At 65.7% G+C, this 15,597-nt stretch carries 15 protein-coding genes; all 15 read right to left on the reverse strand.

The window, feature by feature from the left end:
* Positions 1–401: 401 nt before the first annotated feature.
* Entirely contained in the window at positions 402–1,598 is a 1,197-nt protein-coding gene (locus tag AC56KL_RS00255) for an EAL domain-containing response regulator (protein WP_497178156.1), read from the reverse strand.
* A gap of 63 nt (positions 1,599–1,661) precedes the next feature.
* Entirely contained in the window at positions 1,662–2,459 is a 798-nt protein-coding gene (locus AC56KL_RS00260; protein ID WP_497178157.1) for a TrmH family RNA methyltransferase, read from the reverse strand.
* An 8-nt stretch (positions 2,460–2,467) separates the two neighbouring features.
* A complete protein-coding gene (rnhB, locus tag AC56KL_RS00265) occupies positions 2,468–3,112 on the reverse strand; it encodes a ribonuclease HII (RefSeq protein WP_497178929.1) in 645 nt (214 codons plus the stop codon).
* A gap of 19 nt (positions 3,113–3,131) precedes the next feature.
* Positions 3,132–4,307 (reverse strand): lipid-A-disaccharide synthase, encoded by a 1,176-nt coding sequence (gene lpxB, locus AC56KL_RS00270; RefSeq protein WP_497178158.1) that lies wholly within the window; start codon positions 4,305–4,307, stop codon positions 3,132–3,134.
* Positions 4,291–5,079 (reverse strand): acyl-ACP--UDP-N-acetylglucosamine O-acyltransferase, encoded by a 789-nt coding sequence (gene lpxA, locus AC56KL_RS00275; RefSeq protein ID WP_497178159.1) that lies wholly within the window; start codon positions 5,077–5,079, stop codon positions 4,291–4,293. Before lpxA ends, lpxB begins: the two co-directional genes overlap by 17 nt.
* A 2-nt stretch (positions 5,080–5,081) precedes the next feature.
* The gene (fabZ, locus tag AC56KL_RS00280; protein WP_497178160.1) at positions 5,082–5,561 is read right to left on the reverse strand and encodes a 3-hydroxyacyl-ACP dehydratase FabZ; all 480 of its coding nucleotides are present in this window, start codon (positions 5,559–5,561) and stop codon (positions 5,082–5,084) included.
* Positions 5,558–6,607: a UDP-3-O-(3-hydroxymyristoyl)glucosamine N-acyltransferase gene (gene lpxD / locus AC56KL_RS00285; protein ID WP_497178930.1), complete on the reverse strand. Its 1,050-nt coding sequence runs from the start codon at positions 6,605–6,607 to the stop codon at positions 5,558–5,560. Before lpxD ends, fabZ begins: the two co-directional genes overlap by 4 nt.
* A 79-nt stretch (positions 6,608–6,686) precedes the next feature.
* Positions 6,687–7,214 carry an OmpH/Skp family outer membrane protein gene (locus AC56KL_RS00290; RefSeq protein WP_497178161.1) on the reverse strand — a complete coding sequence of 176 codons (528 nt, stop codon included), beginning with the start codon at positions 7,212–7,214 and terminating at the stop codon, positions 6,687–6,689.
* 83 nt (positions 7,215–7,297) lie between these two features.
* Positions 7,298–9,634 (reverse strand): outer membrane protein assembly factor BamA, encoded by a 2,337-nt coding sequence (gene bamA, locus AC56KL_RS00295; RefSeq protein WP_497178162.1) that lies wholly within the window; start codon positions 9,632–9,634, stop codon positions 7,298–7,300.
* A gap of 125 nt (positions 9,635–9,759) precedes the next feature.
* Complete coding sequence (gene rseP / locus AC56KL_RS00300; RefSeq protein WP_497178163.1) at positions 9,760–11,112, reverse strand: RIP metalloprotease RseP; 1,353 nt, start codon at positions 11,110–11,112, stop codon at positions 9,760–9,762.
* 1 nt (position 11,113) lies between these two features.
* Positions 11,114–12,301, reverse strand: coding sequence for a 1-deoxy-D-xylulose-5-phosphate reductoisomerase (gene ispC / locus AC56KL_RS00305; RefSeq protein ID WP_497178164.1), 1,188 nt, complete (start codon positions 12,299–12,301; stop codon positions 11,114–11,116).
* Between the two features lie 24 nt (positions 12,302–12,325).
* On the reverse strand, positions 12,326–13,156 hold the full coding sequence (locus AC56KL_RS00310; RefSeq protein WP_497178165.1) for a phosphatidate cytidylyltransferase: 831 nt from the start codon (positions 13,154–13,156) through the stop codon (positions 12,326–12,328).
* A gap of 17 nt (positions 13,157–13,173) precedes the next feature.
* Positions 13,174–13,926: a polyprenyl diphosphate synthase gene (gene uppS, locus AC56KL_RS00315; protein WP_497178166.1), complete on the reverse strand. Its 753-nt coding sequence runs from the start codon at positions 13,924–13,926 to the stop codon at positions 13,174–13,176.
* 140 nt (positions 13,927–14,066) lie between these two features.
* Positions 14,067–14,627, reverse strand: coding sequence for a ribosome recycling factor (gene frr / locus AC56KL_RS00320; RefSeq protein ID WP_497178167.1), 561 nt, complete (start codon positions 14,625–14,627; stop codon positions 14,067–14,069).
* Between the two features lie 72 nt (positions 14,628–14,699).
* The gene (gene pyrH, locus AC56KL_RS00325) at positions 14,700–15,416 is read right to left on the reverse strand and encodes a UMP kinase (RefSeq protein ID WP_497178168.1); all 717 of its coding nucleotides are present in this window, start codon (positions 15,414–15,416) and stop codon (positions 14,700–14,702) included.
* Positions 15,417–15,597: the final 181 nt, after the last annotated feature.

A 15,597-nucleotide genomic window follows, 5' to 3' on the forward strand; every position in this document is an offset into this window, starting at 1 on the left:
AAATTGCCTGTTATTCGACACTGACCCTCATTAAATTGCGTATCCGATTTCCGAAAAACACTGAGGGTCAGAGTACGATTATCGGGAAATTGCTAAAAGTTTCTCGATAATTCGACTCTGACCCTCATTTTTTCGGTCCATTCGGAACGGAATTGCAGGGTTAATGGGAAATATATTGCCTCGCCAAAACAGCGCGCAGCAAATCGCCGACATCGGCAGCGGAATCCGACCAAACCAAATAGGGTCAGAGTCAAATTACCGAGCAACTCGCGAAAGTTGTCAAACAATTCGACTCTGACCCCAATTTGTTTTTTAGGAACGAGCTAAACGGCAATTAGGGTCAGAGTCGAATACCAGGCAATTCCTTAAAATTGCCCAACAATTCAACTCTGACCCCAACGTTAGAAGAAGTGGCGCCAGTCTTCGAGCCAGCCGGGGAAGGCGGCGGCTTCCATGGGGTTGGCGATGTGGTAGCCCTGGGCGTAGGTGCAGCCGAGGTTTTGCAGGAAGTCCCAGTCCTGGCGGGTCTCCACGCCGACCGCCACCGACATGCGGTCGAGGCTGTGGGCCAGGCCGAGGCAGGAGCGCAGCACCGTGCCCAGGGGGCGGCGCTTGGAGGCGCCGTCGACGAAGCTGCGGTCGATCTTCAGCTCGCTGAACGGGATGCGCGCCAGCAGCTGCAGGTTCGAGCGGCCGGTGCCGTAGTCGTCGATCGCCAGGCCGAAACCCAGCATGCGCAGGCGCACCAGGCGCTCGATGAATTCGGGATCGGTGTTCAGCACCGAGGATTCCGGCATTTCGAAGGTCAGGTAATCCGGTGTAATCCGGTGGCGAGCGATGCAGGCCGTGATCTGGCGCAGGAAGGCCGGGTGGGCCAGCGTCTCCGGCGCCAGGTTCAGCGAGATCGGCACCTGCATGCCCTGGTCCTGGAACCAGCGGCAGCGCTCGGCGGAGAGTTCGATCATGCTCCAGTCGAGGAAGTCTACCCGGTTGTTCTGCTCCAGCGCGTCGATGAAGGAACCCGGACCCAGCACGCCGTGCTCGGGATGGCGCCAGCGTGCGAAGGCTTCCAGCCCTTTCACCTGGCCGGTGGCCAGCTCGATCTTCGGCTGGAAGAAGGGCTCGAACTGGCGCTTCTGCAGGCCGATGCCGATCTCCTGGAAGGAAAAGCGCGGCGCCGCCGGGCGTTCGGGGCTCCCGGCCAGCGGCGTGTAGTTGTCCAGCAGGGCCTTGAGCCGGGCAGCCGTCACCGGCTTGGCGGTGGTGCCCAGCAGGTCCACGCCATAGGCCTGCGCCAGCGTCTCCACCGAGAACAGCAGCCCGGCCGGCTGGGCGCCGGTGACAACCAGGCGCACGCCGACGTCGAGCGCGCCCAGGTGGCGGATCAGCTCTAGGCCGTCCATGCCCGGCAGCGCCAGGTCGACGATCGCGATGTCCACCTTCGGCGAGAAACCCGCTTCCAGCCGCTGCAGCGCCAGGTGGCCGTCCGGCACGTCGGTCACGCGGCTCGCACCCAATTGGCCGAGCAGCTCCACCAGCGTCCTGCGCTGGGAGGCGTCGGCTTCCGCCACCAGGAAGTGCAAATGCGCGATGTCCATCTCTACTCCCCTTTGCTTCTCGAACGAGCTTGCGCCAGATTAACCCGAAGGCCGAGGCGGCGTCTACGCCTGCGTGCCGGCCAGGCCCTGGCGCAGCCCTTCGAAGAAGCACACCGCGGCGCAGGCGGCCACGTTCAGCGACTCGACCTGGCCCGCATGCGGCACGGCGACGCGGTGCGTCGCAAGCTCCAGCAGTTCGCCGGATACGCCCTGCCCTTCGTGCCCAAATACCCACGCCACCGGCCGGCGCAGGTCGAGTGCATACAGCTGCTCGGCCGCATAACCGCTGGTGGCCAGCACCGGCACCTTGGCGTCGCGCACCAGCGGCGCCAGCGCGATGTTCTCAAAAATGTCGAGCACGAAGTGGGCGCCCATGGCGGCGCGCAGCACCTTGGGCGACCAGCAGAAGGCCGTGCCGGGACTGCAGTAGACCTGCTTGATGCCGCTGGCCGCCGCGCTGCGCAGGATCGAGCCGACGTTGCCAGGGTCCTGCACGCCGTCGAGCAGCACGCTCGATACGACCAGGCCGGGCGGCGCCGCCGGCATCGGCGTCGGCGCCAAAAACAGCAGATGCACCCCGTTCTCGACCTGGCTGATGGCCCCGAACAGGGCGTCGGGAAGCGCGGTCACGGGCGCATGCAGCGCTTCGCAGCGCGACACGATGGCGCCGACCTCCGGATTGGCGAGCGCGCCCTCCGACACCACGCAGTGTGCGGGTGCGCCGCGCAGGTCGAGCCAGGTCTGGCACAGGTGCACGCCGTCGAGCAGGCTCAGGCCGGCCTTGCGGCGCGCCTGCGAGCTGGTGGCGAGCCCCTTGAGCTCCTTGTAGAACGCGTTGTCGCGCGAGCTGATGCTTTTCATGGAAGCGCTCAAGCCGCGAACAGGTCGGGCTGCAGCAGCTCGCGCACCGGAGCAAACGAGCGGCGGTGCACCGGCGAAGGGCCGTGCTGGCGCAGGCGCTCCAGGTGCAGCGCGGTCGAATAGCCCTTGTGCTGGTCGAAGCAGTACTGCGGATACTGGGCGTGCAGCTGCACCAGTGCGGCGTCGCGCGCGGTCTTGGCCAGGATCGAGGCGGCCGAGATGGCGTGCACCTTGTCGTCGCCCTCCACCACCGCATGGGCGCGGATTGCCATCGGCGGGCAGCGGTTGCCGTCGATCAGGGCGATGGTCGGGATGGTCGCCAGCGCTTCCACGGCGCGGCGCATCGCCAGCATGGTCGCATGCAGGATGTTCAGGGTGTCGATCTCTTCGCACGAGCATTCGGCGATGGCCCAGGCCAGCGCATGCTCCCGGATCAGGGGCGCCAGTTCGTCGCGTCTCGCCTCGCTCAGCTTCTTGGAGTCGCGCAGGCCGTCGATCGGCTTGCGCGGATCGAGGATCACGGCGGCGGCGAACACCGGACCGGCCAGCGGACCGCGGCCGGCTTCGTCGACGCCGCACACGATGTCGGCATCGGTGAAGGGACGCAGCCTGGGCGGCAGGCCCGGGTAAAAATTGACCTTGGGTTTCCTGATGGCTTTGCTCACGACTGCCTCACTTCTTGCGTCCAATCACGCGCAGCACCGCGTCGGCGCTCGCTTCCGCACTATTGCGCAGCAGGCTGTGGTGCATGTCGGTAAACCGCCGCGCCAGCGCCTCCTTCCCCGCCGGGTCGTCCAGCTGGCGCTGCACCGCATCCGCCAGCGCTGGCGGCGTCGCCGCGTGCTGAAGATACTCCGGAACGACGAACTCGCGCGCCAGGATGTTCGGCAGGCCGATCCATGGCTGGTAGCCCATGTGGCGCATGATCTCCCAGGAGGCGCGCATGACCTTGTAGGCAATCACCATCGGCTTCTTGAACAGCGCCACCTCGAGCGTGGCCGTGCCGGAGGCGACCAGCACCGCGTCGCTTGCTGCGATCGCGGCATGCGACTGCCCGTCGAGCAGGCGCACCGGCACGTCCGCCAGCCCGGCCCGGGTCACGATGTCCGTGTAGCAGGCGCGCTGGCGCTCGCCCGCCATCGGCGCCACGAATACCAGGCTCGGGTCGCGCTGGGCCAGCAGCCTGGCAGCCGCCACGAAGGGCTCGACCAGGTACTTCAGCTCGCTCATGCGGCTGCCCGGCAGGATGGTCACCACGCGCGCCTCCGGCGCAATGCCGAGCGATGCCCGCGCCGCCGCCACGTCGGGCGCCAGCGGGATCATCTCGGCCAGCGGGTGCCCGATATAGGTCACCGGCACGCCGGCCGCACGGTAGATCGCTTCCTCGAAGGGAAAGATCACCAGCATGTGCGACACGGCGCGCTTGATCTTCTTGATGCGCCCGCCGCGCCAGGCCCAGATCTGCGGGCTGACGAAATGGACGGTCGGGATGCCCTCGGCACGCAGCTGCTCCTCCAGCCCCAGGTTGAAGCCCGGGTAGTCGGCGCCGATGAAGGCGGCCGGACGCTCGGCCAGCAGGCGGTCGCGCAGGCGGTTCTGGATGCCCTTGATCTCGCGGTAGCGCGGGATGATCTCGAACAGGCCGCGCACGGTCAGCGTTTCCATCGGCACGTCGCTGTGCAATCCCTGCTCGAGCATGCGCGGCCCGCCGATGCCGTGGAAGCGCAGGTTCGGCAATTGCGGGCGCAGGCCGGCCATGAGGCGCGCGGCGAGCATGTCGCCGGACACCTCGCCGGCGACCATCGCCAGCGAGACGCCCGGGAGCGGGACCTCAGCGGACGATGCCACGGGTGGCAGTGCCGAGGAATTCGCGCATGGTGCGGATATCGGCCGCAGCGGCAGCCGAGCGGTCTTCTTCGGCCAGGAGGGCGGCCTTGGCTTCTTCCAGCGTCAGGTTCGAGCGGTACACCAGCTTGTGGGCGCTGCGGATGCCGTCGATCTGCTCACGCGTGAAGCCGCGGCGCTTGAGGCCTTCGATGTTCACGCCGCGCTGGCCGGCCGGGTTACCCGACACCAGCACGAAAGGCGGCACGTCCTGGGTCAGGCTGGTGTACATGCCGATGAAGGCGTGCGCCCCGATCTTGCAGAACTGGTGCACGCCGCAATAGCCGGACAGGATCGCATGGTCGCCCACGTGCACGTGGCCGGCCAGCTGCGCATTGTTCGAGAAGATCGTGTGGCTGCCCACCTGGCAGTCGTGCGCCAGGTGCACGTAGGCCGAGATCCAGTTGTCGTCGCCCAGGCGGGTCACGCCGACGTCCTGGGCCGTGCCCAGATTCATGGTGACGAATTCACGGATGGTGTTGCCGTCGCCGATCTCGAGGCGGGTCGGCTCGCCGTTCCACTTCTTGTCCTGCGGCGCGGCGCCGATCGAACAGAACTGGAAGAATTTGTTGTCCTTGCCGATCGTCGTGTGGCCCTCGATGACCACGTGCGGACCCACCACGGTACCGGCGCCGATGCGCACGTCGGGGCCGATGATCGAATACGGGCCGACTTCGACCGAACTGTCCAGCTCGGCCTTCGGGTCGACGATCGCGCTCGGATGAATCCTGCTCATGCTTACTGCCCCGCTGCTGCGTTGTCGTTGGCGCGGATGGTGCACATCAGTTCACCCTCGACCGCGACCTTGCCGTCCACGGTGGCCACCGCCTTGTACTTCCAGATGCCGCGCGAGACGCGCAGGATCTCGACTTCCATCCTGAGCTGGTCGCCCGGCTCGACCGGACGCTTGAAGCGGGCGTTGTCGATGCCCACGAAGTACACCACCGAATTCTCGTCCGGCTTCACGTCCATGGTCATGAAGGACAGGATGGCGGCGGTCTGCGCCATCGCTTCGATCATCAGCACGCCCGGCATCACCGGCTTGTGCGGGAAGTGGCCGTTGAAGAATTCTTCGTTGACGGTGACGTTCTTGATCGCGGTGATGCGCTTGCCCAGCTCGACGTCCAGCACGCGGTCGACCAGCAGCAGCGGATAGCGGTGAGGCAGGTATTCCTTGATCTGGTTGATATCCAGGGTCTTGATCTCTTGAGTGCTCATTTTTCTTCTGTGAGTGTTTTGATTGTTTTTTCAAGCGCGCGGATCTTCTCGCGCATCGAGGCCAGGTTGCGCACGATCGCGGCGCTGCGTTCCCATTCGGCGTTCTTGGCCAGCGGGTAGAAGCCGGTGTACTGGCCCGGCTCGAGCACCGAGCGCGACACCATGCTGCCCGACGAAATATGCACGTTGTCGGCGATCTCGAGGTGGCCCAGCACCATGGCCGCGCCCCCGAAGGTGCAGTGCTTGCCGATTTTGGCGCTGCCGGCCACGCCGACGCAGCCGGCCATGGCCGTATGCGCGCCGATGTGGCAGTTGTGGCCGATCTGGATCTGGTTGTCGAGCTTGACGCCGTCTTCGATGACCGTATCGGCCATCGCGCCGCGGTCGACGCAGGTATTGGCGCCGATGTCGACGTCGTCGCCGATCACCACGCGCCCGGTCTGCGGAATCTTGATATACCTGCCGCCTTCGACGGCGAAGCCGAAGCCATCGGTGCCGATCACGGCGCCCGAGTGCAGGATGCCGCGCGCTCCGATGGTGCAGCGGGCGTGGAACGTGACGTTGGCGAACAGGTGGGTGCCTTCGCCGATGCGTGCATCGCGCCCGATAAAGCAGCCGGCGTCGACGACCACGTGGGCGCCGATCACGGCGCCCGCTTCGATGGTCACGTGCGGGCCGACCGACGCGGTCGGGTCGACCACGGCGTCCTTCGAGACCACCGCGCTTGGGTCGATGCCCGGCACTGGCGCGGTCTCCGTCAGCGACACGAAATATTGCGCGGCGCGGGCGAAGTAGGCGTAGGGATTGGTGGTGACGATGCGCGCACCCTCGTAGGTGGCGCTCACGGCCGGGTCGTCCAGCGGCGACAGGATCAGTGCCGCGGCGCCGCTCTGGGCCGCCAGGGCGCGCAGCTTGCTGTTGCTGAGGAAGCTGATGTGCGTGGCGCCCGCGCTGTCGAGCGGCGCGATGCCCGAGACACTGATGTCCGGGTCTCCCACCAGCTGCCCGCCGAAGCGCTCGACCAGGTCTGCCAGCCGGATGCCGATCGTGGTGTGTGCTGTGTCGGTCAAAATAGGTGTGTCTGAATAGAATGTCACGGCGCGTTGGAACTTGAGCGCGCGCGGTTTACTTGTCGAGCAGTTTCAGGATCTTGTCGGTGATGTCGATGCGCGGGCTCGACCACGCGGCCTCGGCCAGCACGGCGTCGAGCTTTTCCTGCTCGGCGACCTGTTCGATGATCTTGTAGGCACGCGACGCGATGGCGGCGCGCTCTTCGTTCTTGCGCTGCATGAGGTCTTCCTGGAACTCGCGCTGCATGCGCTGCACGTCCTTTTCCATGTTCAGCAGTTCGCGTGCCCTGCGGGTGCGCTCGACGTCGTTCAGCCCGGCCGCTTCGTTGTCGAACTTCTCCGACATCTGCTTGAGCCTGGTAACCGTTTCCTCGACCACCTTCTGGCGCTTCGAGAACTCGGCCTGGATGCGGGCGTCGGCCGTCTTCGCCATTTTCGATTCGGTCATCAGGCGCTCGGTGGCGACGAAACCGATCCGGCCCGAGCCCATCTGCCCCTGGGCATGGACCTGGGCCAGCGGCGCCGCGCACAGCGCGGCAAGCAGCAGGGTCCTGGGCAAGGAGGCTATCAGCGTTTTCAACATCGTTCTCCGCAAATCGAGGATGGCCGGCCGGGCCGCATGGCGGCAGCCCCGCGCTGGCCGATCATTTGCCGACCATTGGCCGGTCAGAAGCCGGTACCCATCTGGAACTGGAAGCGTTCCAGCCTGTCGCCCGGCAAGGCATTCAAAGGCTTAGCATAACTCAACTTGAGCGGGCCCACCGGGGAAATCCACGACAGGCCGATACCGGCCGAGTAGCGCATCCGGTCGAGGCGGATCTTTTCCTTCTCCTGGTAGACCTGGCCGCCGTCGACAAAAGTGAACCAGCGCAGGCTGCGGTCGGTGCCGCTGCCCGGGAAGGGGAACTGCAGTTCCGCGTTGGCGATCAGGCGCTTGGAGCCGCCCACCGCATCGTAGTAGTTCGGATCGACCACGCCCAGCGAGGAGCTTTCGTAGCCGCGCACCGAACCGATGCCGCCCGCGTAGAAGTTCTTGAAGACCGGGTAGGAGCTGCCACCGATGCCCTTGCCATAGTCGAATTCGCCGCGCAGCGCCAGCGTCATCCAGCGCGTGAGCGGACGCCACCACTGGTGCTCGTACACCAGGCGGTAGTATTTCGAGTCGCCCAGTGCGTCGATCTCGAGGTTGGCGCGCTGGTAGCGGCCGCGGGTCGGCGTCACCGCACTGTCGCGGGTGTCGCGGCCCCATGCGGCCGTCAGCGGAATCGCATTGGTCTCGGCCTTGCCGATGCCGCTCTCCGGACCGCCGTTGTTGGACACGAAGGTCTTGTACAGGATCGGCGAGGTGATGTCGGTCTCGATCTGGGTGCGTTCCAGTCCGGCGCCGAAGAAGACGGTGTCGGATTCCGAGAAAGGCACGCCGAAGGTCATGGTGGCGCCGGTCTGGCGCACCGTGTACAGGCCGAGGTTCAGCGCCGGCGGGCGCATCGTGCGCAGGTAGACCTGGAACGAGCGCGAGATGCCGTCGTCCGTGAAGTACGGATTGGTATGCGAGAACGCGATCGTCTTGTTGTACTTGCTGGTGTTCAGCTCCAGGCCAACGGTGTTGCCGCTGCCGGCGAAGTTGGCCTGCGAGATCGACGCAGTGAAGGTGAACTTCTCCGACTGCGAGAACGCGCCGCCGATCATGAAGTTACCGGTCGGCTTCTCTTCGACCACCATGTTGACGTCCACCTGGTCGGTGGTGCCCGGCGACTCCGGCGTCTCGATCTTGACGTCCTTGAAGTAGCCGAGACGGTCGACGCGGTCGCGCGAGAGCTTGACGCGATTGGCGTCGTACCACGAGCTTTCGAACTGGCGGAACTCGCGGCGGATAACTTCGTCGCGGGTGACGGTGTTGCCGGCGATGTTAATGTGGCGCACATAGGCGCGCTTGCCCGGGTCGATGAAGAAGGTGAAGCTGGCTTCGCGCTTCTCGCGGTTGATCTCCGGGTTCGCCGTCACGTTGGCGAAGGCGTAGCCGAAGGTGCCGAGGCGGTCGGCGATCAGCTTGTTGGTCGCTTCCATCGCATCGCCCGAGTAGGTCTTGCCCGGCTGGAGCAGGATCAGGGTGCGCAGCTCTTCCTCGCGGCCGAACATCTCGCCTTCCAGCTTCACGCCCGAGACGGTGTACTTCTCGCCCTCGGTGATGTTGATGGTCAGGTAGATGTCGCGCTTGTCCGGCGTGATCGACACCTGGGTCGATTCGACGTTGGCTTCCAGGTAGCCGCGGTTCAGGTAGAAGGACTTGATCGCTTCCAGGTCGCCGGTCAGCTTCTGCTTGGAGTACTGGTCGGCCTTGGAGTACCAGGTGAACCAGCCGGTCTTGGACAGCTGCAGGATCTCGCGCAGTTCCTTGTCCGAGAAGGACTTGTTTCCCACGAAGGAGATCTGGCGGATCTTGGCGACGTCGCCTTCGTCGACGTTGAACATGATCGTCACGCGGTTGCGCTCGATCGGGGTCACGGTGGTGGTGATCTTCACGCCGTACAGGCCGTGCGACAGGTACTGGCGCTTGAGCTCCTGCTCGGCGCGGTCCACCGCGGCCTTGTCGAAGATCTTGGTCTCGCCCACGCCGATTTCGCGCAGGGCCTTGACCAGCATGTCCTTCTCGAATTCCTTGGTGCCGGTGAAGTCCACCGTCGAAATGGCCGGACGCTCTTCGACCAGCACCACCAGCACGCCGTTTTCTTCTTCCAGGCGGATGTCCTTGAAGAAGCCGGTGGCGAACAGGGCCTTGATGGCGGTGGTCGCCTTGGCGTCGTCGAAGGTCTCGCCGACACGCACCGGCAGGTAGCTGAACACGGTGCCCGCTTCCGTACGCTGGATGCCTTCGACCCGGATGTCCTTGACCACGAACGGGTTGGCGGCAAGTGCATTGCCGGCGCAGAGAGCCAGTACGGCTGCGCCGATCATGCTGCGACGGATGAACGGCAGGGCAAAACGGTTCGGTTGTGAATTCATTGGCTGGATCTGTGGGTCAGTCATTGGACATCGTTGCATATTGTTTTTGCCGGCGTTCCGGTCGTGGAACCATACCGGGCGGGCCATGCTTGCGGCGCAGCGAAGTGCCGCTCGATCAGGCGCCGCTAAAGAAGGCGCACCAGGTCATTGAAGACGGCGAGCGCCATCAGCATGAACAGCAGGCCGACCCCGAATCGCTGTGCGAACTCTCCAACGCGCGCAGGCAGGGGACGCCCGGTCAAAACTTCCAGCGAATAATACAGTAAATGGCCCCCATCCAGAACCGGAATTGGTAACAAATTCATGACGCCTAAGCTAATACTAATAAATGCGATGAACTGCAAATAAGTGGCCAGGCCGACGCGGGCTGTCTGTCCGGCATAGTCGGCAATCGTGATCGGACCGGTAACATTCTTCCACGATGCTTCCCCGGTAATCATCTTGCCGATCATCTTCAGCGTCATCGTGCTGGTTTCCCAGGTGCGCTCGACACCCTTGGCGAGCGCCTCGAACGGGCCTGACGCCACGGTCACCATCTCGACCGGCTGGGACAGCAGTACCTTGGCCACCCCGCGGCCGCTGGCCGCGTCGCGTTCCGGCGTGACCGCCACCGCCACTACCCGCCCCGCCCGCTCGAGTTCGAGCTGGACGGTGCGTCCGGCGGCGCCGCGCATGGTCTCGGTGAAGACCATGCCGTCCTCGACCGGCTTGCCGTCGGCGCGCAGCACCACGTCGCCGGGCTGCAGGCCGGCGCGTTCCCCTGCCCCGCCCGGCATCACCTTCTCGATGCGGGCGCGGGCGCGCCACAGGTCCAGGCCCAGGGCCATGGCGACGTCGCCTTCGACGTCGAGGCCGGCGATGCGTTCGGCGGGAATCGTTGCGCTGTAGTGGCTACCCTCGCTGCCGCCATCCTGGGCGCGCAGCTCGAAGCGCGCCTCGGTCTTGTCGACGGCGGCATGCATGACCTGCCAGCGCAGCTCGGACCAGGACCGGACCGGATTGCCGTTGACGGCCACCACGGTATCCCCGCCGCGCACGCCGGCCAGCTGGGCGGCCGAACCCTGCGGCACGGCGCGCAGGCGGGCCGAGGGTTCCTCGACGCCGTGCATGAAGAGCGCCGCCATCAGGCCGATCGCGACCAGGAAGTTGGCGAGCGGACCGGCCGCCACGATGGCGATGCGGCGCCATACGCTCTGGCGCGTGAATTCGCGGTGCAGCTCGGATTCGTCCTTCGGCGCCGTCTCCGGGTCGCGGCTGTCCAGCATCTTGACGTAGCCGCCCAGCGGCAGCGCCGAGATCGCCCACTCGGTCTGGTCCGGCCCGAAACGGCGCGACCACACCACGCGGCCCATCCCTACCGAAAAGCGCAGCACCTTCACGCCGCACAGGCGCGCGACCAGGTAGTGGCCGAGTTCGTGCAGGACGATCAGCGGACCGAGGGCCAGCACGAAGGCCAGCACGGTATAGACCAGGCCCATGTCAGCCCCTCAGGCGGGCGATGGCGGCGCGGGCGGCGTCGCGCGCGCGCGCGTCCTGTTCCAGCACCGCCTCGATCGAAGGCGCCGGGCCGTGCGGAACGGCATCCATCACCGCCCCGATCACGCGGTCGATATCACGGAAACCGATCTCGCGTTCCAGGAAAGCCTGCACCGCCACTTCGTTCGCGGCGTTCAGCAGGGCCGGCGCCGTGCCGCCCGCGCGCAATGCGGCAAATGCAAGCGCCAGGCAGGGGAAGCGGTCGAAGTCGGGCTTGTAGAACTGCAGCGCGGCCATGTCGGTCAGGTCGAGCTGCGGCACCCCGGAAGCGATGCGCTCCGGGTAGGCCAGCGCATGCGCGATCGGCGTGCGCATGTCGGGGTTGCCCAGCTGGGCCAGTACTGAGCCGTCGGTGTACGACACCATCGAGTGGATCACGCTTTGCGGGTGGATCACCACCTCGATCAGGTCGGCCGGGGCCCCGAACAGCCAGTGGGCCTCGATCACTTCCAGGCCCTTGTTCATCATGGTGGCGGAATCGACCGAGATCTTGCGGCCCATGACCCAGTTCGGATGCTTGCAGGCTTCATCCGGGGTCACGTTGCCGAGGGACTCGACGGCGCGGTTCAGGAAGGGGCCGCCGGAAGCGGTGAGCAGGATCTTCGCCACGCCCGCCGCCTGCGGGTCGCGCCCATAGGCGGTATCGAACCCGCCCGGCAGCGACTGGAAGATTGCATTGTGCTCGCTGTCGATCGGCAGCAGCGTGGCGCGGTGCTCGCGAACGGCGTCCATGAACAGCTGGCCGGACATGACCAGCGCTTCCTTGTTGGCCAGCAAGACCTTCTTGCCGGCGCGCGCGGCGCCCAGTGTCGGGGCCAGGCCGGCGGCGCCGACGATGGCCGCCATCACGGTATCGACCTCCGCGCTCGAGGCCACCTCGCACAGGGCCGCCTCGCCATGGTCGACCTGGATGTCGAGGCCGTCGAGCAGTCGCGCCAGGCGCTGGGCGCCCTCCGCCGTGCCGACCACCGCGCGCGCCGGCCTGAAGCGGCGGCAGGCGTCGGCCAGTTCCTCGACGCGGCCGTGGGCGCTCAAGGCATGCACGCGGTAGCGCTCCGGATGGCGGGCGAGAACGTCGAGGGTCGAGGCGCCGATCGAGCCGGTGGCGCCCAGGATGGTAATGCGCTGCATTGTGGGATTCCTTTGCGTGCTTTGCTAGAGCCGGGCGCCGATCAGGGCCGCCAGCGGCAGGACCGGGACGAGTGCGTCCACGCGGTCCAGCACCCCGCCATGGCCGGGCAGCAGGTTGCTGCTGTCCTTCATGCCGGCGCGGCGCTTGAGCTGGGATTCGAACAGGTCGCCGACCACGCTGGCCGCGACGATGAGGATGAGGACCAGGTACAGTGCGGCCCAGCCAAGGCTGGCCTGCACGCGCACCGGGAAGGTGTCCGCCAGTGTGTCGCTGGCGAACACGATGATGAGCGTGCCCAGCACCAGCACGGCGATGCAGCCACCGATCGCTCCTTCCCACGATTTGCCCGGCGAGATCGACGGCGCCAGCTTGCGCTTGCCGAAGGCCTTGCCGGAGAAGTACGCGAACACGTCGGCGGTCCAGACGATGGCCATCACGGACAGCAGGTACAGCGGCGAGTGCCGGTACATTTCCACGATGGCTGCGAAGCAGCCGACCACGGCAATCGCGTAGACCAGGCTCAGGAAGGTATTGCCGGTGCTGTTCAGCGGCGGCAGCCCGAGCTTGAGCGAAGGCGCGAAGCGCAGCGCCCAAACCAGCACGCTGATGGCGAACCAGAACGTGGGGTTGGGGCTGGGGGAGATGAAGAAGGCGTAGACGAAGGCCGCCGTCCAGAAGGCGGCGATCAGGGTCGCCTTGCCGGTGCCGGGATTGAACAGGCGGAAACACTCCCAGATCGCGGCGCCGAAGAACACCGAAGCCACTACCGCGAACGCCGTATAGTTGTTGGAGTACAGGACCGGCAGCAGGATGGCCAGCAGTGCGAGCGCGGTAAGGATCCGGGTTTTCAGCATTATCTTGTCAGCGCCTCTCAGGCCTTGGTCTTCTGCGCAACCTGGTCGCCGGTCTGGCCGAAGCGCCGCTCGCGCTGCTGGAAGGAGCCGATCGCTTCGTCCAGCGAGGCCTTGGAAAAGTCCGGCCAGAAGGTCTTGGTAAAGTACAGCTCGGAATACGCCAGTTGCCACAGCAGGAAGTTCGAGATGCGCTCCTCGCCGCCGGTGCGGATGAACAGGTCGGGCTCGGGCGCGTAGGCCATTGCCAGGTGCTGCGCCAGCATCTCTTCGGTGAACTCGCTCACCCCGGGGTTGGCGGCCACCATCTTGCTCGTTGCCTGCATGATATCCCAGCGGCCGCCGTAGTTGGCGCACACGCTGACCGTGAGGCGGGTGTTGTTGGCGGTGCGGCGCTCGGCCGCCATGATCATTTCCTGCAGCTTCGCATCGAAGCGGCTGAGGTCGCCTACGACTTTCAGGCGGATGTTATTGGCATGCATTTTCGCCACCTCGCGCTCGAGCGCGGTGACGAACAGGCGCATCAGGAGCGAGACTTCCTCGGCCGGGCGGCGCCAGTTTTCGGACGAAAAGGCAAACAGCGTCAGGTACTCGACGCCGCGCTCGACGCAGGCCTCGACGACGCCGCGCACCGCCTCCACGCCCTTGACGTGGCCGGCCACGCGCGGCAGCAGGCGCTTCGTGGCCCAGCGGCCATTGCCATCCATGATGATGGCAATATGGCGCGGCACGGCAGGCGCTTCGGGAATGGCAGTGGTCGAACTTTTGAACATCGTTGCTTCCAGCAGGGCTGGCGCGTCCGGTGTGGCGCGGCAGCCGGTCTTAAAGGGAGTCGGACCGGCCGCAGCATTTTTAATGCCGGGGCCGGTCCGCCTGGGCCTGGTGCGCATAGCGCACCTGCATGGGCCCGGTCTTACACGGTCATGATGTCTTTTTCTTTGTCCGCCAGCAGCTTGTCGATCTCGGCAACAAACTTGTCGGTCAGCTTCTGGATCTCGTCGCTCGAGCGGCGCTCGTCGTCTTCCGACGCGGTCTTGTCCTTGACCATTTTCTTGACGGCTTCGTTGGCGTCGCGGCGGATGTTGCGCACGGCGATCTTGGCGTCTTCACCTTCCGACTTGGTCAGCTTGACCATTTCCTTGCGGCGCTCCTCGGTCAGCGGCGGGGTCGGCACGCGGATGGTGTCGCCCTGCGACGACGGGTTCAGGCCCAGGTCGGAGTCGCGGATCGCCTTTTCGATGGTGCCTGCCATTTTCTTCTCGAACGGGGCCACGCCGATGGTGCGGGCGTCGATCAGGGTCAGGTTGGCGACCTGCGACAGCGGCACCGGCGAGCCGTAGTATTCGACCATGACGGAATCGAGGATGCCGGCGTGGGCGCGGCCGGTACGGACCTTGGCCAGGTTGGCGCGCAAGGTTTCGATGGACTTGGTCATGCGCTCCTGCGCGTTCTTCTTGACGTCAGCTAAGGACATGCTGCACTCCTGTTCTTGTTGATGTTGATGCGCGACTCCCGAGACGGGAATCGCGAGATTCCGAAACGGGATTCAAACGTGTACCAGTGTACCCTCGTCTTCGCCCATGATCACGGCTTTCATGGCGCCGGGCTTGGTGATGGAGAAGACCTTGATCGGCAGCTTCTGGTCACGGCACAGGGCGAACGCGGTGGCGTCCATCACCTGCAGGTTCTTGGCGATCGCCTCGTCGAAGGTGATCGAATTGTAGCGGGTGGCGGTCGGGTCCTTCTTGGGGTCGGCGGTGTAGACGCCGTCGACCTTGGTGGCCTTCAGGACGATCTCGGCCGAGATCTCGGCGCCGCGCAGCGCGGCGGCGGTGTCGGTGGTGAAGAAGGGGTTGCCGGTACCGGCGGCGAACACGACGACCTTGCCCTCTTCCAGGTACTGCAGCGCCTTCGGACGCACGTAGGGCTCGACCACCTGCTCGATGCTGATGGCCGACATCACGCGCGCGGTGATGCCCACGTGGCGCATCGAATCGGCCAGGGCCAGGGCGTTCATGACGGTGGCCAGCATGCCCATGTAGTCCGCAGTGGCGCGGTCCATGCCCTGGGCGCCGGGCGCAACGCCGCGGAAGATGTTGCCGCCGCCAATCACGATCGCCACCTGCACGCCCAGCTTCGCCACTTCCGCCACGTCGGCCACCATGCGGTCGATGGTGACGCGGTTGATGCCGAACTGGTCGTCACCCATCAGCGCTTCGCCAGACAGTTTGAGGAGGACTCGTTGGTAGGCTGGTTTGGTCATGATGAAGCGGCTCCTATGTTGTGTTTCGAATTCGGGTCCGACCGCCGCCGGGCGGCGGTCTCATCTGCAGCGAACAGATGGCTGGCGGGCGGTGCGGGCCGCCGCTCGCGGCGCGCCCCCGCCGCTGCGCACCTACCGACGCGCGCGGCACCACCCTACAAAAACGGGCCTTACGGCCCGC

The sequence above is a fragment of the Telluria sp. ZB4P34 genome (genome assembly GCF_059686055.1).

Bases quoted from the DNA above. Each gene is read 5' to 3' on its own strand.
- AC56KL_RS00255 (WP_497178156.1), bottom strand. From the start codon at position 1,598: ATGGACATCGCGCATTTGCACTTCCTGGTGGCGGAAGCCGACGCCTCC.
- AC56KL_RS00260 (WP_497178157.1), bottom strand. From the start codon at position 2,459: ATGAAAAGCATCAGCTCGCGCGACAACGCGTTCTACAAGGAGCTCAAG.
- lpxA (WP_497178159.1), bottom strand. From the start codon at position 5,079: ATGAGCAGGATTCATCCGAGCGCGATCGTCGACCCGAAGGCCGAGCTG.
- fabZ (WP_497178160.1), bottom strand. From the start codon at position 5,561: ATGAGCACTCAAGAGATCAAGACCCTGGATATCAACCAGATCAAGGAA.
- AC56KL_RS00290 (WP_497178161.1), bottom strand. From the start codon at position 7,214: ATGTTGAAAACGCTGATAGCCTCCTTGCCCAGGACCCTGCTGCTTGCC.
- bamA (WP_497178162.1), bottom strand. From the start codon at position 9,634: ATGAATTCACAACCGAACCGTTTTGCCCTGCCGTTCATCCGTCGCAGC.
- rseP (WP_497178163.1), bottom strand. From the start codon at position 11,112: ATGGGCCTGGTCTATACCGTGCTGGCCTTCGTGCTGGCCCTCGGTCCG.
- ispC (WP_497178164.1), bottom strand. From the start codon at position 12,301: ATGCAGCGCATTACCATCCTGGGCGCCACCGGCTCGATCGGCGCCTCG.
- AC56KL_RS00310 (WP_497178165.1), bottom strand. From the start codon at position 13,156: ATGCTGAAAACCCGGATCCTTACCGCGCTCGCACTGCTGGCCATCCTG.
- uppS (WP_497178166.1), bottom strand. From the start codon at position 13,926: ATGTTCAAAAGTTCGACCACTGCCATTCCCGAAGCGCCTGCCGTGCCG.
- frr (WP_497178167.1), bottom strand. From the start codon at position 14,627: ATGTCCTTAGCTGACGTCAAGAAGAACGCGCAGGAGCGCATGACCAAG.
- pyrH (WP_497178168.1), bottom strand. From the start codon at position 15,416: ATGACCAAACCAGCCTACCAACGAGTCCTCCTCAAACTGTCTGGCGAA.